Here is a 21,818-nt window from a genome sequence, read left to right on the forward strand (position 1 = left end):
AACACCGTAAACCATGCCCCGAATTCCCTTGCGCGGGGCCGATAGGGTTTCAGGCATGGACCGTGACGGGGTGGAGCGGCTGCTCACCGAGGCCGGGGTGGACAGCAGGCGGCTCAGGCACGCCCTCACCCTCCTGTGCGACGGCCAGTGGTGGACTCTGGCAGACCTGGTCCGGGAGACGGCCACCTCGCGGCGGACGATCGAGGCGCTGCTGCGCGAGGTGCGGCTGGAGCGCTCCGGCGACGAGCGCTTCCGGGTGCCGCCCGCCGACTCCCCCGGCTACCAGGATCTGCTGGCCATGGCCCCGCCGCCCGAGGACCCGGTCGCCCACCTGCTGCCCCACTACCGGCACGTGCTGGAGCGGCTGACGGAGCTCGTCGCGTCCGGCCCGCGCTCACGGCACGCGCTCGACCACGTGGCCGCCACCCCCGAGACCGTGCTGCGCCGGGCGCTGCTGCTCGGCGCCCGGTTCTGGCTGCCCGGCGCGCGGCTGCTGTGCGTCGGTGACCACGACCTGACCTCGCTGGCCGTCAAGCTCGTCCACCCCGAGACCGACGTCACCGTCGTCGACATCGACGAGCGCATCCTGCGCCACATCGACGCCCAGGACCTCGGGGTCCGCACCCGCTGGGCCGACCTGCGGCTCGGCCTGCCGCCGTCCGCGACGGACCACGACCTGGCCGTCACCGACCCGCCGTACACGCCGGAGGGGGTGGGGCTGTTCGTGGCGCGCGCCCTGGAGGGCGTCAAGCCGGACGGGCGGGTGCTGCTGGCGTACGGGGCGAGCGAGCGCACGCCGGCGCTGGCCCTGAAGGTGCAGGGGGCGCTGTCGGCGCTCAACCTCGCCTACGAGGCGATCTATCCGGACTTCAACCGCTACGACGGCGCGGAGGCCATCGGCTCGGCCGCCGACCTGTACGTGCTGCGGCCCACCTCCCGCACCCGTCCCGCGGTGGCCGCCCGCGTCGAGCGGCTCTCGACCGCCATCTACACGCAGGGCCCGCAGTCGGTCGAGTCCGCCGCGCCGCTCTCCCCGGTCCCGGCCGAGGCCGCCGCGGGGGCCGACCTGCTGGTCGGCGACTGGCCCAAGGAGCTGCCGCAGCCGCGGGTCAAGATCACCACGTGGCTCGCCAAGCCCTACGCCGCCGCCGTCCGCCGGGTGGCCGTCGCGGTGCCGCCCGGCCTGGAGGCGGCGCTGCCGCGCCTGCTCCTGGCCACCCGGGCCGAGCACGTGCGGGCCCGCCTCGCGGAGCCGGCGGGGCCGCTGCCGGAGTTCCTGTCCGCGGTGTACGCGACGACCGGCGACGGCGACGTGGTGGAAGCGGTACGGCAGCCGCAGCCCGCGGACGCGGCTGGGGCGGCGCTGCGGCGCATCCTCGACAACGCCCACGGGCGGCTGGCCAACACCTGGCGCGAGGCGCTCATCGCCCTGGCCCGCGAGCAGGGCGCCACGCTCACCAAGAACGAGGCCCGCGCCCTGATCCGGCAGACGGCCCCGTGGGCGGAGGGCCTGACGCCGCTGGAGGCGCCCCTGCACCGCTTGGAGAGCCTCCCCGCCCAGGTGGCCGCCACGGTCAGGGCCCTGTCCGGCACCCTTCCCGGCTGACGGGCGCACGCGGGCCGGCCGCGTGACCTCTTACGACGCGACGGGGGACGGCTGGACCGGGTCGGCGGCCAGGGCGAACGTCTCGACCAGCTCCGTGCACGTCCCGTGCTCGCCCATGACGCACAGCGCCAGCGTGTCGTACGTCGCGGTGAACGACTCGGCCGGCGGCAGGGTCCCGTCCTCGGCCCGCCGCCCCCGCTCCCGGAACCGGGTGATCGTGACGTGCGGGCGGAACAGGTCGCCCACCTCGTCGTAGCCGTACCTGTCGAGGTTGTCGCGGGCGGGCGGCGGGGCGGTGAGCCGGTGGTCGGCGAGCACGCGGCCGACCGGGTCGAGGCGGCGCAGGCCGGTGCGCAACGGGGCGAGGGCGGCGATGACGTCCTCCTGCAGCCGTGTGACGGCGCCGGTCTTGACGTAGAACAGCTCGAACATGCCGTGCTCGTTGCCCGCGAACCGGTCGGCCACCAGATGGAGCGCGGGCGTGCGCGCGCTGATGTCGCGCAGCCGCTCGACCGCGGCGGCGCACCGGGCCGCCGTGAAATTGGCCATGTAGAGCGAGACGTGCGGGTACGGCCCGTCCTCGCGCAGGACGAACTCGGTGGGGGCCGGCTCGGCGCATCTCCGGCTCAGCTCGGCGGAGCGGGCGTTGACATCCGGCGGCGGGAGGAGCACCACGTCGTAGACCGGGAGATCGTCCATACCGCACATGGTAGGGACTCCAGGCGTGATCCGCTCGCCCGCGAGGCGCCGGCCTATCATGGGAGGAGCGCCGTAAGGGGGTGCCGCATGCGGGTCGACGTGGTCGTGGAGACACCCGGGGGGTCGCGCAACAAGTACGAGATGGATCAGGCCATCCAGCGGATCCGGCTGGACCGGCTGCTGTTCACCTCGACCGCCTACCCCTACGACTACGGGTACGTCACGGAGACCCTGGCCGAGGACGGCGACCCGCTGGACGCCATGGTGCTCCTGGAGACGCCCACGTTCCCCGGGTGCGTGATCTGCGCGCGGCCGATCGCAGCGTTCTGGATGACCGACGAGGGCGGGCCGGACGCGAAGATCCTCTGCGTCCCGGCCGGCGACCCGCGCGCGGACCACGTGCGCGACCTGGAGGACGTGCAGTGGTACGTGCTCAACGAGATCGGCCACTTCTTCGACGTGTACAAGGACCTGGAGCCCGGCAAGAGCAGCAGCACCCGTGGCTGGGAGCCCCGGCGGTGCGCCGAGGAGATCATCGGCGAGGCGGTGCGCCGGGCCGGCGAGGGCCGCTGACCCCTCGCCCCGTGCCCGCCGTCACACGAGGCTCTGGCCGCCGTCCACGGTGATCACCTGCCCGGTGACGTACGGGTTGGCCATGAGGAACAGGGCCGACGCGGCCGCCTCCTCCGCGGTGCCGTACCTGCCGAGCAGGGTGGCCGAGCCGGCGGCGGCCATGGCGTCGTCGGTGGCCAGCCCCGAGGCGCCGCGCATCAGCGGCGTGTCGATCACGCCGTAGCGGACGGCGTTCACCCGCACCCGGCGGGCCGCGAGCTCGACGGCGAGCCCGCGGGGGGAGGGCTCGACGGCCCCGATGGCCGCCAGCGGGCCGGGCATGCCGGGGGGCGGGCGCAGCGCGGACGGACCCGAGCTGAACGTGATAGAGCCGCCCGCGGGGGGCCGCCCGGCCGCCAGGCGGGCGGCGGGGAAGGCGCCCCAGACCCGCTCCTCGAAGACCGCGCGGACGTCGCCGGCCGAGACCTCGGTGACGGGCCCGAAGCCCACCAGGCCGCCACTCGTGACGAGCACGTGGTCGACGGAGCCGGCCCCGTCGAAGGCACGGGCCAGCGCCTCCTCGTCGGCCCCGTCGGCCGCCACGCCGAGCACCCCGTCGTCCGCCGGCGCGTCAGCGTCTCCCTGCGCCTTGCCGTCTCCCTGCGCCTTGCCGTCCCCCTGCGCCTTGTCGTCTCCCCGGGCTTGGTCGTCCTTCCGGGCCTGGTCGGCGGCGGACGTGCCCGCCGCCTCGCGGACGCGGGCGACCGCCGCGGCCAGCCGTGCGGGGTCACGGCCGACCAGCACCACCCGGCCGCCGAGGCCGCGCAGCAGGGTGGCCGCGGCCAGGCCGATCCCCGAGCTGCCGCCCACGACGACGGTCGTCGAGCCGCCGAGGCCCGTGGGCAGCGGTGAGCGTACGGGAATGGAAGAGGGAGCGGGTGCGGTGGCGATGGCGGTCGTCATGACGTTCTCCTGAAGTAAACCATCTGGTTGGTTTAGATCCTGCCCGCATTCCGCCACCAGTGTCAACTGGATGGTTTAATTCATGGCATGAGCTACGACGCGGAGGCCACCCGGCGGCGCATCTTCGAGGCCGCCACCGCCGAGTTCGCCGCCTGCGGCCTGGCCGGGGCGCGGGTCGAGCGGATCGCCGCCGCCGCCAGGGCCAACAAGCAGGCCATCTACCTGTACTTCGGCGGCAAGGAGAAGCTGTTCGGCGCGGTCGTGCGCGCCAAGGTGGACGAGGTGTGCCACACCGGCTCGATCGACCCGAACGCGCTGGGCGAGTCCGTCGGGCAGCTCTTCGACTGGTACCAGCAGCATCCGGAGCTGATCCGAATGCTGCTGTGGGAGGCGCTGGAGAACGGCGCCGGCCCGCTCCAGGGCGAGGACGAGCGACGCGCCGCGTACCGGGACAACGTGCGCGACCTGGTCGGCTCGGGCGTCGCCGCGGACCTGGACGAGCCGGCGCGCACCCGCGCCGCGCAGGACTGGATGTTCACGCTGCTCGGCCTGGTGGCGTGGAACTTCGCGGTGCCGCAGCTCTGCCGCCTGGTGCTGGACGAGGACGACGAGCGGGCCGCCCTCGCACGCCGCCGCACGGCCGTGGTCGCCGCCGCCCGCGCCCTCGCCGCTCAGCGACCGATGGAGGCGAGCCGTCCGAGCTGAGGTTTTAGGGTTCGCCCGGCGGCCGTCACGATCGAACGTCCACGGGCCGGTCAGGCGTCCACGGGCCGGCGGTCGGTGTCCGGCACCCACCGCCGCGGGTCGCCCGGCGCGGGGAGCGCGGGGCCGCGGCCCAGGCGCCGGAGCAGCGTCCGCAGCGGCGGGCGCGGGTCGTGCCGGCGCCAGACGATCGACCACGGCATCAGGATCTCCGGATCGGCGATCGGGACCCGGCGCAGCCCGCTGCCGGACGCGTCGATGCTGCTCTCCCCCAGCCCGACGGCGGCCTTCTCCCGCAGGAACCCCTCCACCAGGTGCCGCTGCCCGATGGCCGGCTCGGTGAAGCGGAGCGGGACGCCGAACCGCTCGCACAGCCGCCTCAGGTAGCCGCGCCACTCCGCGGCGCCCGCCGGGTCGGGCATGGCGATGCCGTGCTCCCGCAGGTCCGCGGGGCTCAGCACCGCCCTGCCGGCCAGGAGGTGGTCCTCGGGCAGGAAGGCGTGCAGCGGCTCCAGCCGTACGAGGCGGCACGCCAGCTCGGCCGGCCACGGACCCGGCGTGTCGTGCACCCGGCCGAACGCCGCGTCGAGCTCCCCGCGCCGCAGGACGGGCAGCGCCACGGACAGCCCTTGTCTCATGCTCAGCTCGACCCGCAGGGGCGGGTCCGGCTCAGCCGCCTCGCGCAGCATCCGCAACGGGGTGAACCGCTCGTCGTAGACGTCGACGCGCAGCGGCTCGTCGTCCGCTCGGGCGCCCCGGACGGCGCGGTCGAACGCGGCCAGGGCCTCCACCGCCGCGGGAAGCAACCGCCGTCCGGCCGCGGTCAGCTCCACGCTGCGCGTGGTCCGCTCGAACAGCCGCGTCCCCAGGGCGTCCTCCAGCCGGCGGACGCGTTTGGACAGCGCCTGCTGGCTGAGGTGCAGCCGCGCCGCCGCCCGCCCGAAGTGCAGCTCCTCGGCGGCGACGGCGAACGCCCGCAGGCCGTGGATGTCCGCCTCCATGCCGGACGAGCCTGGACCGACAACCACCGGTTGTCAATACGGCGCGAACCGCTGTTGGACACGGGACCGGCCGGCCGCTTCGCTGGGACTCCGACGAGAGGGGACATCGCTGTGGACATCGTGGAGATCCGCCGTGAGCTGCACCTGGTGGTGCTGGAGTTCGGGCAGATGTACGTGTGGGACGACGAAGGCGCGCTGACCCTCGTCGACACCGGCATCGCCACCTCGGGCCCGGACATCGCCGTGGCGCTCGGCCGGCTCGGCCGCCGTACGACGGACGTGCGGCAGGTCGTGCTCACCCACTTCCACGAGGACCACTGCGGCGCGGCGGCCGAGATCGCCGGCTGGGGCGAGGTGAGCGTGATGGCGCACCGGCGGGAGGCGCCGGTGATCCGCGGGGACGTGCCCGGCCCGGCGCCGGCCTTCACCGACGAGGAACGCGCCCTGCACCGCCACCTGGGCGCCCACCTGCTGCCGCCCGCGCCGCCCTGCCGCGTGGACCGCGAGCTGGAGGACGGCGACGTGATCGCCTTCGGCGGCGGGGCCCGGGTGATCGCCACGCCGGGGCACACCGACGGCAGCATCGCCGTCCACCTGCCCGGGCCGGGAGTGCTGTTCACCGGGGACACCGTGGCGCACGTCGGCGGGCAGGTGCTGCCCGGGGTGTTCAACCTGGACCGCGCCGAGCTGCTCCGCTCGTTCGCCCGGCTGGCGCGGCTCGACGTGAAGGTCGCCTGCGTCGGGCACGGCGAGCCGATCCCGGACGCGGGCGCCGCCCTGACCGCCGCCGCGGCCGCCCTCTGATCCTCCTCACCCCGGACCCACCCGAGCCTCCGCCGTCCTGACGGTCGAGGGGAAGCCGCCCACGTGAGCCTTCTCGGGTGCCGGCCGGAGAAATGTCGGTGGCGCGCTGTTGAATGCGTCCCATGGACACGGAGACCGGCCGACACGCCACGGATGCGGAGACCGATCGGCGCGGGCCGATCTGGGACGTGATCACGGGGCGCGTCCCGCCGTCGCCCGCGGCGGCCACCCTGGGATGGGAGCTCATCGCGGTGGACCCGGAGCAGGGCACGATCGAGGTGGCGTTCGAGGCCGGTGAGCGGTTCGCCAACCCGGTGGGCGTGATCCAGGGCGGTTTCCTGGCCGCGATGCTCGACGACACCATGGGTCCGGCGCTGGCCCTCACGCTGCCGGCCGACCGGTTCGCGCCGACGCTCGACCTCCACGTCCAGCTCCTCCGCCCGGCCCGTCCCGGACGGCTCGTGGGGCGGGGCCGGGTCGTGCGGCGCGGCAGAGAGGTGTGCTTCCTCGCGGGCGAGCTGTCCGGCCCCGACGGCAGGCCGGTGGCCACGGGCACGGCGACCGCCTACATCCAGACGATCCGCCGCTGACCGCGGCCCACACCCCGCTGCCCAGCCCCCTCCCCTTCCGCCGGCCCGGAGCAGGCCCCCTTTCCACCGACCGGGACCCGGGCCAGACCCCTTTCCACCGACGGCGACCCCGCTCCCCCGGGCCTCCTAGCGGGTGAGGTGCCTGCCGCCCGCCACCGACAGGATCTCGCCGTTGACGTGCCCGTTGGCCGCCGAGCCGAGGTAGGCCGCCGCCGACGCCACGTCCTCCGGCGTGCAGATACGTCCCGTCGGCGTCTCCGCGCTCTCGGCGTCCACGGCGCCCTGCCCGAGCCACGGCGTGGACAGCACCCGGTCGGTGAGGGTGAAGCCGGGCCGTACGACGTTCGTGAGCACGCCGTGCCCGGCCTCCCTGACGGCGAGCACCTTCGCGGCCGCCTCCAGCGCGCCCTTGGCCGCCGGGTACGTCACGCCCGCCGGCATGGGCTGGTCCACCACGTCGGACGAGATCAGCACCAGCCGTCCCCACCCGGCGCTCCGCATCCCGGGGAGCATCGCGTCGACCAGCATCAACGTCCCGGTCACGTTCGCAGTGAAGCCGTCGTTCAGCGTCCGCCAGCTCTCCGGCCCCCTCTCCGGCCAGGCCACCGCGTTGGCGACGAGGACGGCCACGGCGCCCAGCCCGCGCTCGACCTCGCCCACCGCGGACGTGATCGACTCCGGGTCGCTCTGGTCGACGCGCACCGCGACGGCCTTCCCACCGGAGCCTGCGATCTCCTCGACGAGGCCGCGCGCGCCTTCCTCGTCGCTGTGCCACCCGGCGGCGACCAGAGCGCCCTCGCGGGCGAACGTCGCGGCGATCGCCCGGCCGATGCCGAGCCGGAGGGGATCACGGTCTCGGAGCTCGCGGCCCGGCTCGGGATCGAACCGCCGACCGCCACCCGCAGCCTCGCCCGGCTGGAGGGGGGCGGCTGGTTCCGCCGCGAGCCGGTGCCCACGGACCGCCGCCAGGTGCGCATCGTCGTCACGGAGGCCGGCCACGCGCTGGTCCCCCGGATCGAGCGCGCCTGGGCCAAGCTCGCGGAGGAGGCGATGGGCGGGGTGAGCGACGAACAGCGCGAGAACACCCTCCTCGCCCTCGAACACGCCAATGCCCGTCTGCGCGGTCTCGTCGACGAGACCGCCCTGACGGAGGAGTGACCTCGCGGCGGGGGGTGACCGTTGGCTGATGGGTGACCGTTGACATGCGGGTGACCGTTGACATGCGGGTGACCGTTGACATGCGGGTGACCGTTGAACTGACGGGTGACCCCTGAAGGGCGAGTGACGTCGTACTGACCGATGGCCCCGGGGCGGGCGGCCCTCCCTCTGCCGGGGGAGGCGCATGCCTCTTCCCGGGGAGGCGCGGATGGCCGCCCGGCCCCGAGGCTCATGACCATGCACGCCGAATTCGATAACCGCAGCGACAGGAGTCGCGGTATCACCAGCGAGAGCGCCGGGGGCCGCAGGCGTACGATGCTGCGCCGCGCCGCCGCGTTCGTCGCGGCGGGCTCGATGTCCCTCTACCTCGCGGTGAAGATCGTCTGGATCACCCTGGAGCTGCGTCACGGCACGGCCGACTGGGTGATGCTCAACCTCGTCACGGTCGTGATGGCGCTGACCGGGATCACCCTGGGCCTGGCGCTCGGGCAGTCGTGGGGGATGCGGCTGCCGGCCTGGCTGGTGCTGCCGTTCGCCTGGATCGGCAGCGGCTTCCTCGTGTCCCTGCTGCCGTACATGCTGGTCAGCAGCTTCCTGGAGCAGGACCCGCCCGCGCCGGGCGACGGCGCCGCCATGCCGGCGTGGGAGGCGGTGTTCATCTCGGTGGGGTTCGCCGGGATGGCGGTGGGGCTGGTCGTCGCCCTGCCGATCTACCTGGCGGAGCGGTGGCCGCACGCGTTCGCGGGGCGGGTGGGCCGGCCGGGCCCGGAGGCGGGCCGCGCGTGGACGCTGCTCCCGGTGGCGGCGCTCGCCGTGGTGTGGTCGTTCTGGGCGGCGGGCGGGCGGGCCGGCCTGGATCCGGCGGCCCTCGCCGGATGGGACGCGAACGCGCGGGTCCTGGTCGGCGACGGCGCGCTGTGCGCGGCCCTGGCGGGTTGGAGCGTGTGGGCGCTCAGCCGGTGGGGCGGCCCGCGGACGCCGCTGTGGCTGCCCATGGCCGCCGGTTTCGTCGCCTCGGGCTCGCTGTTCGCCTGGGGGTCGTGGAAGCTGCTGTGGGTGCTGCTGCCCGGCGCTTACCGGCCGTACGAGTATCGGGGCGTGGCCGTGGCCGAGCACGCGATCGCGATCGTCACGGGCGTCGCCGTCCTGCTGACCTTGCTGAGGGAGCACCGCCGCCGCGCCTCCGCCGAGGGATCCACTCGCAACCGCTCGACAACCTCCGGGTCCATCGCCGCTCCCACGCTCGACGGTGCGTCCTCGGGATCTGCACCGGAGCGAACGTGAGACAACGGCTCAGCGTCGGCCGCGGCGGGCGGTGCCGAAGATGGATCTGGTGATCTCCCGGCCGAAGGCGGACGCCGCCGACCGTGCCAGGGAGCGGAGCTCCTTCGACTCCAGCACGCTGTCCAGCACGGACCGCTTCGGCTCCTCCCGCTCCCGCTGCCCTTCCGGCTCGCGCCGGGTCTGGCCGGAGGGGGCAGCAGGAGTCTCGGCGGGCCGCTCCGGGGCCAGCTTCGCGGCGAGGATCTCGTAGGCGGACTGGCGGTCGATCGCCGTGCCGTACTTCTGCTGGAGCGGCGAGGCGGCGATGACGTTCGCGATCACGTCCGGGCTCGACGGCGCCATGAGCGTCCGAGGGGCGCGCAGGCGCGTCCAGGCCACCGGGGTCGGCGCGCCGGTCTCCGACAGGACCGTGACGACGGCCTCGCCGATGCCGAGCTCGGTGAGCAGCCGCTCCAGGTCGTAGGAGGAGGCGGGGAAGGTCGAGACGGTGGACTTGAGCGCTTTGGCGTCCTGCGGGGTGAAGGCGCGCAGCGCGTGCTGCACCCGCGCGCCGAGCTGGGCCAGCACGTCGCCCGGCACGTCGTTCGGCGTCTGGGTCACGAAGAACACGCCCACGCCCTTCGACCGGATCAGCCGCACCGTCTGGGCGATCGACTGCAGGAACGCCTTGGACGCGTCGTCGAACAGCAGGTGCGCCTCGTCGAAGAAGAACACGAGCTTCGGCTTGTCGGCGTCGCCCACCTCGGGAAGCTCGTGGAAGAGGTCGGCGAGCAGCCACATCAGGAAGGTGGAGAAGAGCTGCGGCCGGTCCTGTACGGCGGGCAGTTCCAGGACGGAGACCGTCCCCTGGCCGTCCGGCGCCACCCGGAGCAGGTCGCGCACGTCGAACTCCGGCTCGCCGAAGAACGCCTCGGCGCCCTGCGCCTCGAAGTTGGTCAAGGCGCGGAGGATGACCCCGGCCGTCGCCGCCGACAGCCCGCCGATCCCGCTCAGCGCCTCCGGCGTGGCGGTCAGATACCGGATGACCGCGATCAGGTCCTTGAGGTCGAGCAGCGGCATGCCGTGCTTGTCGGCGAAGTAGAAGATCAGTCCGAGTGACGACTCCTGCGTCTCGTTGAGTCCGAGGACCTTGGCCAGCAGGGTCGGCCCGAAGGCGGTCATGGTGGCGCGGATCGGGATGCCGGACCCGAGCCCGCCCAACGAGAAGAACTCCACCGGGCAGGCCACGGGCTGCCAGGTCTGCCCGACCTCGGCGGCACGCCGGGTGACGCGGTCGGAGGCCGTGCCCGGCGAGGCGAGCCCGGACAGGTCGCCCTTGATGTCGGCGAGGAAGACGGGGACTCCCTGGGCCGCGAGCTGCTCGGCCATGAGCTGGAGGGTCTTGGTCTTCCCGGTTCCGGTGGCGCCGGCCACCAGTCCGTGCCGGTTGAGCATGCTCAGGGGGATCCTGATCCGCTCCGCCGGATCGGCGGCGCCGTCCGCGCGCACCAGCGCGCCGAGTTCCAGCGCCGGCCCCTCGAAGTCGTACCCCTTCATCGCTCCCCCCGCCTGGATCGACCGCGCATTCTCACATGGAGGCGGAGCCGCAATCGTTGCCGAGGTAAGTGAGGACGGCGTCCCCTATTCTGCTCCATTCCTGGAAGTTGTTCTGGTCGACAATGAATCTGACGCCTTCCAGAAGCATCCCCGTGGCGAGCGCCCGGCAGGAGAAACTCCGCATGTTCTCGTTCTGGAGCGCGTATCCAACGGTGATGAACGAGTCGCCCACGAAAGCCCAGTTCTGGAGGAGCTCCGTGAAGGCGGGATTGCCGCCGGCCTCGGTGTTGTGGACGGAGAAGCTCCCCCACTGCCCGACCTCCTGGCCGTCGACCTCGTAGGTGTACCCCTGCGGCGCCGAGATGCTGCCCATGAGCGTGGTCTGCTCGGAGCCTTCGGCGATGACCAGCTCGATGCCGTCCGAGAACCCCGCCGTGAGGGTTCCCACCTCTTTTCCGTCCTGGCTGAAGCCGGAGATGACCAGACCTGAGTCGCCGTCGGACGCCGTGCACCACGCGATGCCGGTGGCGTCCTGGAATTGCTGAGGCGCGGGCACGATGATCAGCACATCGGCATCCTGGCCCATGGCGGCATTCCTTTCACGCGGGCGACGCTGCGTGGGAATTCCTCCCCTTGCCCCATCCGGCGACACGTGGGGGTGACTAAAATGCGCGTTTCCTCATGTTCTCCCGACGACAAGCGGATTTATCCGGGCACCGGGTCAGGCGGCCAGGTTCAGGGCGCGGGCCACTTCGCCCGTCGCCGCCCCCGTCCGCGTGGAGGTGTAGCCGTCCCGCAGGGAGGCGTCCGGGTCCTTGAGGCCGTCGCCGCTGAGGGTGATGACGACGCGCCGCCCCGCGGGCAGGTTGCCGCGCTCGTGCTGGTCGAGGAGGCCGGCGACGCCCGCGGCCGAGGCGGGCTCGGCGAAGACGCCGTCATGGCGGGCGATCATGCGGTACGCGTCGAAGATCTGCTCGTCGGTCACCGCGGCGATCAGGCCGCCGGACTCGTCGCGGGCCGTGACGGCGCCGTCCCAGGTGGCCGGGTTGCCGACGCGGATGGCGCTGGCCGCCGTGGCAGGCTCGGCGACGGGCGCGCCCAGGACGAGGGGGGCGGCGCCCGCCGCCTGGAATCCCCACATCTGAGGGGTGCGCGTGGCCGGGCCCTCGGCGGCGTAGGTCCGGTAGCCGCGCCAGGTGGCGGTGATGTTGCCGCCGTTGCCCACCGGCAGGCAGTGGAGGTCGGGCGCGTCGCCGAGGGCGTCGACGATCTCGTACGCCACGGTCCGCTGCCCGGCCAGCCGCAGCTCGTTGCGCACGGAGTTGACCAGCGCGACGGGGTGGTGGGCGGCCAGCTCGCGGGCGACGCGCAGGCAGTCGTCGAAGGTGCCGTCGATCTCCACGATGCGCGCCCCGTACCGGACGGCCTGGCCGAGCTTGCCGAGCGCGACGGCGCCGCGCGGGATGAGGACGGCGGCGGCGAGCCCGGCGCGGGCGGCGTAGGCGGCGGCCGAGGCGCTGGTGTTGCCGGTGGAGGCGCAGATGACCAGCTCGGCGCCCGCCTGGGCGGCCCGGCTGACCGCGATGGTCATGCCGCGGTCCTTGAACGACCCGGTCGGGTTGGCGCCCTCGACCTTCAGCCACACGTCGCAGCCGGTCAGCGCCGACAGGTGGGCGGAGCGGAGCAGCGGGGTGTTGCCCTCGTGGAGGGAGACGGAGGGGGTGTCGTCGGTGACGGGGAGCCAGCGCCGGTAGGCGCTGTCGATCAGTCCATGCCAGGTGCTCATACCCGAGACCATAACATTCGTTTCATCTATCTGGCCAAGACGGTCCTCGTGTAACATCTGTCAACATGGAGTCCGACGCGCTGGCGGCCCGCCTCGGCGAGGTCTATTCCGAGCTTCCTCCAGGCGAGCGGGCGATCGCCCGGGTGATCCTCGACGACTATCCGTTCGCGGCGCTCGGCTCGCTGCGCGCCCTCGCCGAGCGGGCCGGCGTCAGCCCGCCGACCGCCTCCCGCCTGGTGGGCCGGCTGGGCTTCGCCGGCTTCGCCGAGTTCCAGGCCGCGGTACGGGCCGGCGCCCGGGAGGCGGACCGGTCACGGCTGCGGGAGTTCGTCACCCGGCCGCCCGACCCCGCCCGCGCCGCCGACGAGCTGCGGGCCGGCCTGGAGGGCGCCCTGGCGGCGGTGACCGGGCCGCTGCTGGACGCGGTCGCGACCCGGCTGGCCGCGGCGGGCGGCGTGTGGGCGCTGGGCGGGCCGCTGAGCGAGCTGGCCGCCGACTACCTGGTCCGCCAGCTCGCCGGCCTCCGCCCGGGAGCGCGCCGCGTCCCCGAGACCCCGCCGGCCCGCGCACGGGCCCTGCTCGACCTGGGACCCTCCGACGTGGTGGTCGCCTACGACTTCCGCCGCTACTCCCCCGACACGGCCCGGTTCGTCCGGGCGGCGCGGGGGCGGGGAGCCCGTCTGATCCTGGTCACGGACGCCTGGGAGTCGCCGCTGGCCGACATGGCCGAGGTGCTGGTACGGCTGCCCCGCGAGGCGGCCGGGCCGATCGCGCCCCTCACCCACGAGATCGCGGTCACGGAGCTCATCCTCGTCGCCACGGCCACCCGTCTCGACGCCTCCCCCCGGCTCGCCGACCTCGACACGCTCACGCGGGAGCTGTCCTCGGAGGCCACCTGACCGCGTAAGAGCCCCGGAAGGCCCGGGGCGCGTCAGGCGGCGGCGACGACGCGGGACTGGACCACGTGGCCCAGCCGGTCGAGGGAGATGAGCGCGCTCACCAGGTCCGCGCCCTTCCCGCCCTCCGACGTGCCCACCCAGCTCACGGTGACGTAGTGGCCCATCGCTCGCGCCGCGGCCCGGCTGCGGGCGGCGTCGAAGGACGCCGCCGGGCGGACGAAACCGTTCTTGCCGAGCGCCGCCACGAGGGCGTCGGCTGCCCGCCCGTCGGCCAGGTTGAAGATGACGAACTGGCCCGCCACCCCCTGCGGTCCCTCGTACGTGGCCCGCAGCGCCTGGGTGCACCCGGCGGCGGAGACCCCCCACAGGGCGTCCTCGCAGTCGTCGAGCTGCTCGGCCGACACGCGCCGCAGCGTGCCGAGGGTGGCGGTGCCGGCGGTGAAGACCTCGTCCACCGTCAACGGCCGCGCGTCGGCCTGGCGGGAGTCGATGACGGAGTACAGGGCGGAGGTTCGCTCACTGCGGAGCGCGGCCGGCCGGGGCTGGTCACGGCCGAGCCAGAGCCAGGCCCCGGCGGCGACCACCGCGAGCCCGGCGACGGCCGCCGGCGCGACGATGAGACGGCGCCGCATCAGGACCTCGGTCCCGTGATCGTGACGACCCGCCGGTAGACGGCCTTCTCGGCGCCGCGCAGCGCCAGCGCGAGGGAGACGAAGTCGTCCCGGGCGGTCGGCTCGGACCCGTCCGTCCTGGCCAGCCACACCAGGCCGACGTAGTGGCCGAGCGCGTAGCCGGCGCCCTCGGAGTGGCCGCCCCGGGGGAACGCGGTCGCGCCGGCGGCCAGCGGCTGGACCCAGCCGCCCCGGTAGCCCAGGTTGAGCGCCTCGACGAGCTGCCCGGCGGCCTGCCCGTCGCGCAGGTTGAGCAAGGTGTACTGGCCGATGTAGCGGCCGTCGGAGCTGGTGTAGAGGCCGCGCGCGGCCTGGCTGCACTCGGCGTCGGCCACCTGCTCGCGCAGCTCCTCGCCCCACACCGCGGCCGCGCAGTCGGCGTCGAGCCGGTGCGCGGCGAGCTTGAGGGTGAGCTTCTTCTCGCCGGTGAGGGTCTTCTGGGCGAAGACCTCCTTGTCGGTGAGCGGCTTGGCGTCCTTGGCCCGGTCGAGGACCGGCTCGAACAGCTTGGGCGAGGCCCAGGCGTGGTAGGTGGCCGGCAGCAGCGCGTCGCCGCCGACCGTGCCGCCGGGCTCCCGCTTGGAGATGTAACCGCTGCCGAGCGAGGTCACGGCGACGACGAGCGCGTACGAGGCGGCGACGACGCCGATGACCGTGGCGACGATCACCATGATCTTCTGCTGCTTGGGGGCGAGGCCCAGGTCGGTGAGCAGCGGAAGCTGCCAGTCCGAGCGCGGCGGGCGGCGCCGCTTGCGCGGCGCCTGCTTGGTGGTGGTCACAGCCCGGACGCCCCGATCAGGCTGCCCAGGGCGAAGGTGAGCCCGGCGGCCAGCGCGCCGACGAAGAGCTGGCGCAGGCCGGTGTACCACCAGCTGCGCGCCGTCACCGTGGACACCACCGCGCCCGCGGCGAACAGCGACACGCAGGACACCACGGCCGACAGCAGCAGACCTGTGACGCCGAACAGGTAGGGCACGAGCGGCAGGATCGCGCCGACCGCGAAGGACAGGAACGACGAGACGGCCGCCACCCTGGGCGAGGGCAGCGTGTGGGGATCGACGCCGAGCTCGTTCTGCGAGTGGACCTCCAGGGCGACCTCGGGATCGCGGGAGATCTGGGCGGCCACCTCGGCGGCGGTGTCGGGCCGGACGCCCTTGTCGACGAGAGCCTGGGCGAGCTCCGCCTGCTCGGCCTCAGGGTTGTGCTGGAGCTCACGGCGCTCGACGGCGATCTCGGCCAGGGCCAGCTCGCGCTGGCTGGCCACCGACACGTACTCGCCGCCGGCCATGGAGAACGCACCCGCCGCGAGGCCCGCGCCCCCGGCCAGCAGCACGACCTTGGCGTCGGAGGTGCCGCCGGCGACACCGGCGATGAGCGCGAAGTTGGACACCAGGCCGTCCATGGCGCCGAACACCGACGGCCGCAGCCAGCCGCCGGTGACGTCGCGATGCTGGTGGTGGATCTCCGCGCGTCCGGTCATCGCGCGTGCTTCTCCTCTGCCCTGGCGTGCTCACCGGGCGCCCGGTCCGGCCCCTCCGCCTCCGGCTCGCCCTCGGGATCAACGCTACCCTCCGGGCGCTCCCCCGGCTCCACGGCACCCGTACGGGCGGAGCCGCCCGTCTCCCCGCCGGCCTCTTCGCCGTCTCCCGGGGAGGAGGCCGCCGGGGCCTCGGTCTCGTCCGCCTGGTCGGCGGGGTGGGCGGGGTCCGCCGCCTGCGCGTCCTCGCCTTCGAGCCCTGCGAGTCCTTCGAGGGAGTGGGCCTGCGGCGGGACCACGTGCTCCACGGCGTCCTTGTTGCGCGTCGCCCAGAAGTAGATCAGCGCCCCGACGAAGACCACGAGCGCGGTCCACTGGTTGAGGCGCAGCCCCAGGAACATCACGGCGTGGTCCACCCCGCCCACGGGGTCGATCCGCAGCCCCTCGATCCAGAACCGCCCCAGGGTGTAGCCCGCCACGTACAGCGCGAACAGCCGGCCGTGGCGCAGCGTGAGCCGGCTGCCGATCAGCAGCAGCCCGAAACCCAGCGCCAGGTCCCACAGCGACTCGTACAGGAACGTCGGGTGGTAGAGCACCCCCGGCTCCCCGCCGTGCATCTGGTCGATCTCCAGCCCCCACGGCAGCGTGGTCGGGCTGCCGTACAGCTCCTGGTTGAACCAGTTGCCCCAGCGGCCGATGGCCTGCGCGAACGCGATGCCCGGCGCCACCGTGTCGGCCACGGCGCTCAGCGACAGGCCGCGGCGGCGGCAGGCGATCCACACGCCGACGCCGCCGAGGGCGATCGCGCCCCAGATGCCGAGGCCGCCCTCCCAGATGAACAGCGCCTTGTAGGCGGGCTTGATCGCGCGCTCGCCGAAGTAGGTCTGCCAGTCGGTGATGACGTGGTAGAGGCGGCCGCCGATGAGGCCGAAGATCACCGCGGGCACGGCGATGTCGATGATCGTGCCCTTCTGGCCGCCGCGGGCGCGCCAGCGGCGCTCGCTCAGCCAGACGGCGAAGATCACACCCGCGACGATGCACAGGGCGTAGGCCCGGATCGGGATGAATCCGAGATACCAGACCCCCTGGGCAGGGCTGGGAATCGAGGCAAGGGGCATGTCGGTGAGGGTAGCGGACACCGGACTACTTGGCCGCCTTCGTGACCTGATCGCGTAGCTGCTGAGGCGCGAAGGCGACATTGTTGGGCAGGTCCGTGCCGTTGAGCTTCACGGTGGGCGTGCCCTGGATCTTCTGCTCCTTGATGATCTTGGCGCTGTACGAGCTCTGGGCCTGGGCGTGCTGCTGCGAGGTGACGCACTGCTCGAAGCCGGAGGCGGTGACGCCGGCCTCCTTGCCCCAGCTCACGAGGTCGCTGGTGGTGAAGCCCTTGACGGTCTCCGACGGCTGGTTCTTGTAGAGCAGGTCGTGGAAGGCCAGCCACTGCCGGCCGTCGGCGACGCAGCGGGCGGCGGCGCCGGCCCGCTGGGAGTTGCCCTTGGTGGGCTCCTGCTGGAAGATCGAGATCGGGTGGTAGACGACCTTGGCCTTGCCCTCGGCGGCGAGGTTCTTGAAGGTCTGGCCGCTGACCGTCTCCAGCTGCTTGCAGGCGGGGCACTGGAAGTCCTCGTAGACGTCCAGGACGGGCTTGTCGACGCCCGCCATGGCCATCACCACCGAGCCGTCGGGCTGCACGGCGGCCGGCGCCTGCGTGCCGCTCGCGGCCTCCTCCGACTGCGACCTGCTCGCCGCGTACAGCCAGCCGGCCCCGACGGCGGCCACCGCGACGACGCCCACGGTGACGTAGGTCATGGTGCGCCGGCGCCGCTCACGCACGCGCTCCACGGCCTGCTGTTCCTTGATCTTCTCGCGTGCCGACTTCATCCGCTCCCCCTTGCTCATGGTCATGCCTCCCCCTCCGTGTCGGCGCGGTCGCCGTCGCCCGGCCCGCGCTGCCCCGTGTCGCCGGCCAGGCCGAGCGGCGAGTCGAGCGCGAAGGCGCCCGGCGAGAACCGGACGATCCAGGCGCCCAGCAGCACGAGGCCGAAGTCGCGCAGGATGTCGAGCAGGTAGGACGGCTCCTGCCCGACGCCGAGCTGACCGCCGCCGCCGAAGCAGCCGCAGTCGATGCGCAGACCGTGGGCCCACGCCCAGCCGATGCCGAAGACGAAGGCCAGCATCAGCAGCGCGGCGATCACCCCGGCCACCCTGGTCATCAGGCCGACCACCAGCAGCACGCCGACCACGATCTCGAGGATCGGCAGGCCGTAGCCCACCGTCGTGGCGACCGAGTCGGGCAGCAGCTGGTACGCCTTGACCGCCACGACGCTGTCGGACGGATTGCCGATCTTCAGCCAGCCGGCCGCGATCAGCACCCCACCCAGGACGAGCCGGGCGGCGGTCGTCACCAAGGGTATCGCTGATCTCGCTGGCAGTGACACAGACGACGCGATCACGGGCCCTCTCCTCGTCTCCACGCTGCGGCCGCGCCGGGATGCGCGCGGTTGCCCGGAGACCATCCGATCACGGAGTCGATAAGCGTCGGTTAAGGCGGAAAGGTGGCTCCGCCTGGAGTTTCGCGACGTCCCGGGCCTGATCCAGGCTAGCAGCGGAAACGCGTGCCTTCCCGGTCAGCGTGGTCGTTTCCCACGCCGTCTCCGCCGTCGTCCACGACAAGCTCGACATAACAGCCACCACGGAGGCCGGCCGTCAGCTCGCACGGCGCGCCGGCCCCTCGCGGGACCCGGCCCGCCGCACGTCCTCGCGGCCGGTGAACCGGCCGGTCACCTCGCCCGCCGCACATCCTCGCGGCGGCGAACCGGACGGTCACCTCACCCGCCGCACGTCCTCGCGACCGGCGAACCGGACGGTCACCTCACCCGCCGCCCCCCTGCTGGAACCCCGGCGTGTCGGTCGGCGGCGCGCACGCCCCGGTCTCGGGGGGCTCCCCCAGGTCCCTGACGGCGAAGTCGTCCAGGACGAGGTCGGCCCCCTCCTGCTCCGCCTGGAGCGAGCGCAGCCCCACCCACACGTCACCGCAGCCGGCCACCACCCGCTCGGCGAACCGGGTCGTGACGCGCCGCTCCGGCAAAGGGGTGCCGCGCGTCTCGACGGACTCGCCGCCCTCGTCGTAACCGGTCACCCAGGCGTAGGCGCCGGCCAGCGCGCTCTGGTACCGGAACGACACCTCGTAGGCGTGGCCCGGCTCGAAGCGCGCGGTCCACGGGACCGTGCGGTAGACCAGGCCGCGCCGTTCCTCGTGCGCCTTGAGCGAGAACCGGCCGGCGATGACGTCGTCGACCGCCTTGCCGTTCCAGCCCGCCCGCGTGTACGGCTCGTGCCGTTCGGACAGGTGGGTGCGGGCGTCGAAGGCGCCTCCGGCGTCGCCCTTGACGAACGGCCCCCATCCCGGCTCCGGCGACTCGAACGTCTCCACCGGCCCCGGCGCGGCGGTCCGCATGAGCCGCACGTCGTCCACGCGCACCCGGCCGGAGCCGTCGCCGGCGGCGATCCGGAGCGTCACGGAGGACCCCTGGGGCGTGAACCGCAGCGGCACCCGCTGGAAGAACGTGTCGTGCTTCTCGTCGGAGGCGATGTAGTTCCTGGCCGTCGAGCGGGTGAGCGTCACGCTCCGGCGCAGGCCGGGGCCGGTGACCTCCAGCGTGGTCGGGCGGGTGCGGCCGGGCTCGATCTCCACGGCGGCCGACACGGTGTGGGGGACGCCGGGGCGCAGTCCCGTCAGCCGCTGTTCGAGGCTCGCCGGGGCGTCGCCGCCGAGCAGGGCGACGCGGTGGCCGAGCGCGTTCGTCTCGACGCCGACGGCTCCACCGGTCGTCCACGCGCGGAGCCGGTCGTCGCCGAAGCCGGGGTCGCGAACGCCGCTCCCCTCGCCCCACGCGGGGTCCGGGAGGGCGGGCGCGCGGCCGGGGTAGAGCACATAGGGCACGCCGGGCTCGGCGCGCAGCGTGATCCGGCCGTCCACCGGGGTGACGGTCCCGGTCCGGACCCGGCCCTGGTCGGTGAGCCGGTAGACGGTCAGCGGCCAGTCGGCGTCCCAGGTGGTCTCGCCTCCGGCGGCGTTGTAGTGGTAGAGGCGCCCGTCCCACGGCAGCAGGTACGCGCCGCCGTCGAGGACCACGTGCCCGCCCGCGTACAGGTGCCGCCGGCCGGCGGCCATGGTGCCGCGCACACCGCCGGAGAAGACGATCTCGTCGGCGTTCCAGTCGAGGATCTGGTGGCGCTGCAGGAACTTGGCGGGCAGGTTGTTCTCCCAGATGTTGCGGGAGAAGGCGGTGTAGTCGTTCTCCGCGGTCCAGCCCTCGAACTCGACGATCCGGGCGTTGCCCAGGATGGGATGGGCGTTCCAGACGTCCTTCTCGCCGTTGCGGATGAACCTGATGATCTGCGAGTTCAGTCCCTTGTTGGTGGCGCCGCCGTAGTTGAGGTCATTCGCCCAGTGAGACCACAGGGAGGAGCGTTCGAGCTTGTCCGACCACTCGGTGGCCACCTGGAAGCCCTGCTCGCGCAGTTCGCGCGCGGTGCGGTCGGCGACCCAGCCGAACGGCCGGAACACGTCCACGTACAGCAGCGCGAGGTTCGGGTCGGTCTCCTGGCGCAGCCGTCTGAGCCGCGCGGCGAGTGTGCCGCGGGTCAGGTCGCCGCGCTGGTCGATCAGGTACGCCTGGTCGAGCCAGTCCCAGCCCTTGGCCTTCGGGTCGGCGAGCGGCTCGCCGAAGGCGCGGGCCTCCGGGTATGCCTCGGTGGCGTTGATGTGGGCGCCGAACGTGGCGTTCCACCGCCGGCCGGCTCTCAGCAGCGTGTTGAGGTCGTCCAGGCCGCCGGCGCGCTCGTTGTAGTGGCCGCCGTAGTCCGGGTGGGCCGAGTCGTGGCCCTCCGACTGGTAGCCCTTGAGGATGGCGAGCTGGCCGAGGCCGTCAGTGGCCAGGGAGACGCGCTTGACGTCGTCCAGGGTGCGCAGGAACGGGTGGGTGGCCTGGCTGGAGAAGTTGAACGGGATGTGCGTGACGACCCGGTCCTTGGTGCTGTCCGCGCCCGGGGCCTTGACGCCGATCTCGCGGAACGCGACGGCGCCGTCCTGCCAGTCGAGGTCGCCGTCGCCGTTGGCGTCGCCGGTGACCACGACCCTGGCCCAGGGACGCTCCTCGGTGAACGGGGAGCCGGTGGCGCGGTGGGTCCACTGGCCGCTCCACACGCCGACCCTGACCGTGCCGTCGGCGTCCTTCCTGGCCTGGTGCCAGAGGCGGGCGGCGTCCTTGCCGGTGGGGCCCGCCGGCCGGTCGTAGCTGGAGTCGGACTCGACGGCGGCGGCCAGCCGGCCGGTGTTCACGATGGCGTACGTGGCGCCGACCGGCGCGGCGTCGGCCGGGGTCGCCCCGGTCACGGCGGCGAAGACGTCAGCGGTGCGGGTGGAGTCGGGGTCGAGGCGGGTGAACGCGGTGGCCGCGCCCGGCTGGTCGCTCGCCACCGAGACCAGGTCGTGGCCGGGCAGGTCGATCGTGTTGACGCGGAACGCGGCGGTGTCGGCGACCTGGTCGACGGCGAACGTCGTCACCCGGCCGCGGACGCTGACGCTCGCCGTCAGGCGCACGCCGGGCAGCTCGGGGAAGGCGAGGCGGTAGCGGGCGCTCGCGGCGTCGTGACCGGCCTGCCGGACGGTGACGTCGTAGGGCTGCCCGTTCACCACCACGGCGGGCACGCCGGTGCTGCCGCCGAGCGTGGCCCCGGTGGCGCGGTCGGTGTAGCCGAGGACGCGCGGGAAGGCCGGGTCGAGATCGACGGTGAGCCGGTCGGAGGAGATCGTGAGGGGCGTGGCCACGGTGGTGGGCCGGGGTGCGAGGCCCTGGATCGTGGTGCCACCCGACGACTCGGGGTCCGGCTCCGGCTCTGCCTCCGGTTCCGGCTGCGATTCCGGCTCCGGTTCGGGGGAGGCCAGTTCGTACGTCGGCGGCGTCGGGGCGGGCGTGGGTGCCGGCGGGGACGCGAGCGCGGGGAGGGGAGCGAGGGGGGAGAAGACGGTGGATAACGCGAGGGCGGCTGCGAGCGCGGCGGGACGGCGCATACGTGTCCTTCGTC

The 21,818-nt window shown here is 73.6% G+C and carries 22 protein-coding genes; 8 read left to right on the plus strand and 14 right to left on the minus strand.

Annotated elements, in window-relative coordinates:
* The first annotated feature begins 55 nt into the window (after positions 1-55).
* Positions 56-1,606: a bis-aminopropyl spermidine synthase family protein gene (locus MTP10_RS12335; RefSeq protein WP_310709260.1), complete on the plus strand. Its 1,551-nt coding sequence runs from the start codon at positions 56-58 to the stop codon at positions 1,604-1,606.
* Between the two features lie 30 nt (positions 1,607-1,636).
* Here MTP10_RS12335 and MTP10_RS12340 read toward each other — a convergent pair whose 3' ends face one another.
* On the minus strand, positions 1,637-2,305 hold the full coding sequence (locus MTP10_RS12340) for a hypothetical protein (protein WP_310709261.1): 669 nt from the start codon (positions 2,303-2,305) through the stop codon (positions 1,637-1,639).
* A gap of 87 nt (positions 2,306-2,392) precedes the next feature.
* On the opposite strand from MTP10_RS12340, the gene MTP10_RS12345 reads away from it, so the two are divergent.
* A complete protein-coding gene (locus MTP10_RS12345; RefSeq protein ID WP_310709262.1) occupies positions 2,393-2,878 on the plus strand; it encodes an inorganic diphosphatase in 486 nt (161 codons plus the stop codon).
* A 21-nt stretch (positions 2,879-2,899) separates the two neighbouring features.
* Here the strand turns inward: MTP10_RS12345 and MTP10_RS12350 are convergent, their stop codons facing one another.
* Positions 2,900-3,820, minus strand: coding sequence for an SDR family oxidoreductase (locus MTP10_RS12350; protein WP_310709263.1), 921 nt, complete (start codon positions 3,818-3,820; stop codon positions 2,900-2,902).
* Between the two features lie 87 nt (positions 3,821-3,907).
* On the opposite strand from MTP10_RS12350, the gene MTP10_RS12355 reads away from it, so the two are divergent.
* Complete coding sequence (locus MTP10_RS12355) at positions 3,908-4,525, plus strand: TetR family transcriptional regulator (protein ID WP_310709264.1); 618 nt, start codon at positions 3,908-3,910, stop codon at positions 4,523-4,525.
* Between the two features lie 50 nt (positions 4,526-4,575).
* Here the strand turns inward: MTP10_RS12355 and MTP10_RS12360 are convergent, their stop codons facing one another.
* Entirely contained in the window at positions 4,576-5,523 is a 948-nt protein-coding gene (locus MTP10_RS12360) for a LysR family transcriptional regulator (RefSeq protein WP_310709265.1), read from the minus strand.
* 111 nt (positions 5,524-5,634) lie between these two features.
* On the opposite strand from MTP10_RS12360, the gene MTP10_RS12365 reads away from it, so the two are divergent.
* Positions 5,635-6,327, plus strand: coding sequence for an MBL fold metallo-hydrolase (locus tag MTP10_RS12365; RefSeq protein ID WP_310709266.1), 693 nt, complete (start codon positions 5,635-5,637; stop codon positions 6,325-6,327).
* 122 nt (positions 6,328-6,449) lie between these two features.
* Positions 6,450-6,917 (plus strand): PaaI family thioesterase, encoded by a 468-nt coding sequence (locus MTP10_RS12370; protein WP_310709267.1) that lies wholly within the window; start codon positions 6,450-6,452, stop codon positions 6,915-6,917.
* 126 nt (positions 6,918-7,043) lie between these two features.
* Here the strand turns inward: MTP10_RS12370 and MTP10_RS12375 are convergent, their stop codons facing one another.
* On the minus strand, positions 7,044-7,748 hold the full coding sequence (locus MTP10_RS12375; protein ID WP_310709486.1) for an SDR family oxidoreductase: 705 nt from the start codon (positions 7,746-7,748) through the stop codon (positions 7,044-7,046).
* Here MTP10_RS12375 and MTP10_RS12380 point away from each other — a divergent pair.
* Positions 7,686-8,075: a MarR family transcriptional regulator gene (locus tag MTP10_RS12380; RefSeq protein WP_310709487.1), complete on the plus strand. Its 390-nt coding sequence runs from the start codon at positions 7,686-7,688 to the stop codon at positions 8,073-8,075. The genes MTP10_RS12375 and MTP10_RS12380 overlap by 63 nt on opposite strands.
* 237 nt (positions 8,076-8,312) lie before the next feature.
* Positions 8,313-9,359: a hypothetical protein gene (locus tag MTP10_RS12385; protein ID WP_310709268.1), complete on the plus strand. Its 1,047-nt coding sequence runs from the start codon at positions 8,313-8,315 to the stop codon at positions 9,357-9,359.
* Positions 9,360-9,368: 9 nt separating this feature from the next.
* Here the strand turns inward: MTP10_RS12385 and MTP10_RS12390 are convergent, their stop codons facing one another.
* The 3 genes from MTP10_RS12390 to thrC form a co-directional block, all read right to left on the minus strand.
* A complete protein-coding gene (locus tag MTP10_RS12390; protein WP_310709269.1) occupies positions 9,369-10,895 on the minus strand; it encodes a helicase HerA-like domain-containing protein in 1,527 nt (508 codons plus the stop codon).
* Between the two features lie 31 nt (positions 10,896-10,926).
* Complete coding sequence (locus MTP10_RS12395) at positions 10,927-11,481, minus strand: hypothetical protein (RefSeq protein ID WP_310709270.1); 555 nt, start codon at positions 11,479-11,481, stop codon at positions 10,927-10,929.
* 135 nt (positions 11,482-11,616) lie between these two features.
* Positions 11,617-12,681 (minus strand): threonine synthase, encoded by a 1,065-nt coding sequence (gene thrC / locus MTP10_RS12400; protein WP_310709271.1) that lies wholly within the window; start codon positions 12,679-12,681, stop codon positions 11,617-11,619.
* Positions 12,682-12,746: 65 nt separating this feature from the next.
* Between thrC and MTP10_RS12405 the strand changes: the two genes are divergently transcribed.
* The gene (locus MTP10_RS12405; RefSeq protein ID WP_310709272.1) at positions 12,747-13,580 is read left to right on the plus strand and encodes a MurR/RpiR family transcriptional regulator; all 834 of its coding nucleotides are present in this window, start codon (positions 12,747-12,749) and stop codon (positions 13,578-13,580) included.
* Between the two features lie 32 nt (positions 13,581-13,612).
* Here the strand turns inward: MTP10_RS12405 and MTP10_RS12410 are convergent, their stop codons facing one another.
* From MTP10_RS12410 to MTP10_RS12440, 7 genes are all read right to left on the minus strand, one after another.
* Positions 13,613-14,212 (minus strand): hypothetical protein, encoded by a 600-nt coding sequence (locus tag MTP10_RS12410; RefSeq protein ID WP_310709273.1) that lies wholly within the window; start codon positions 14,210-14,212, stop codon positions 13,613-13,615.
* Positions 14,212-15,030 (minus strand): hypothetical protein, encoded by an 819-nt coding sequence (locus MTP10_RS12415; protein WP_310709274.1) that lies wholly within the window; start codon positions 15,028-15,030, stop codon positions 14,212-14,214. The genes MTP10_RS12410 and MTP10_RS12415 overlap by 1 nt, the downstream gene beginning before the upstream one ends.
* A complete protein-coding gene (locus tag MTP10_RS12420) occupies positions 15,027-15,731 on the minus strand; it encodes a VIT1/CCC1 transporter family protein (protein ID WP_310709275.1) in 705 nt (234 codons plus the stop codon). Before MTP10_RS12420 ends, MTP10_RS12415 begins: the two co-directional genes overlap by 4 nt.
* Positions 15,728-16,846 (minus strand): prolipoprotein diacylglyceryl transferase, encoded by a 1,119-nt coding sequence (lgt, locus tag MTP10_RS12425; RefSeq protein WP_310709276.1) that lies wholly within the window; start codon positions 16,844-16,846, stop codon positions 15,728-15,730. Before lgt ends, MTP10_RS12420 begins: the two co-directional genes overlap by 4 nt.
* 25 nt (positions 16,847-16,871) lie before the next feature.
* A complete protein-coding gene (locus MTP10_RS12430; RefSeq protein ID WP_310709277.1) occupies positions 16,872-17,633 on the minus strand; it encodes a thioredoxin domain-containing protein in 762 nt (253 codons plus the stop codon).
* Entirely contained in the window at positions 17,630-18,133 is a 504-nt protein-coding gene (locus tag MTP10_RS12435; protein WP_310709278.1) for a MauE/DoxX family redox-associated membrane protein, read from the minus strand. Before MTP10_RS12435 ends, MTP10_RS12430 begins: the two co-directional genes overlap by 4 nt.
* Before the next feature lie 467 nt (positions 18,134-18,600).
* A complete protein-coding gene (locus tag MTP10_RS12440; RefSeq protein ID WP_310709279.1) occupies positions 18,601-21,804 on the minus strand; it encodes an endo-alpha-N-acetylgalactosaminidase family protein in 3,204 nt (1,067 codons plus the stop codon).
* Positions 21,805-21,818: the final 14 nt, after the last annotated feature.

It is taken from the genome of Nonomuraea sp. 3-1Str (genome assembly GCF_031570565.1).
Lineage (GTDB): Bacteria > Actinomycetota > Actinomycetes > Streptosporangiales > Streptosporangiaceae > Nonomuraea.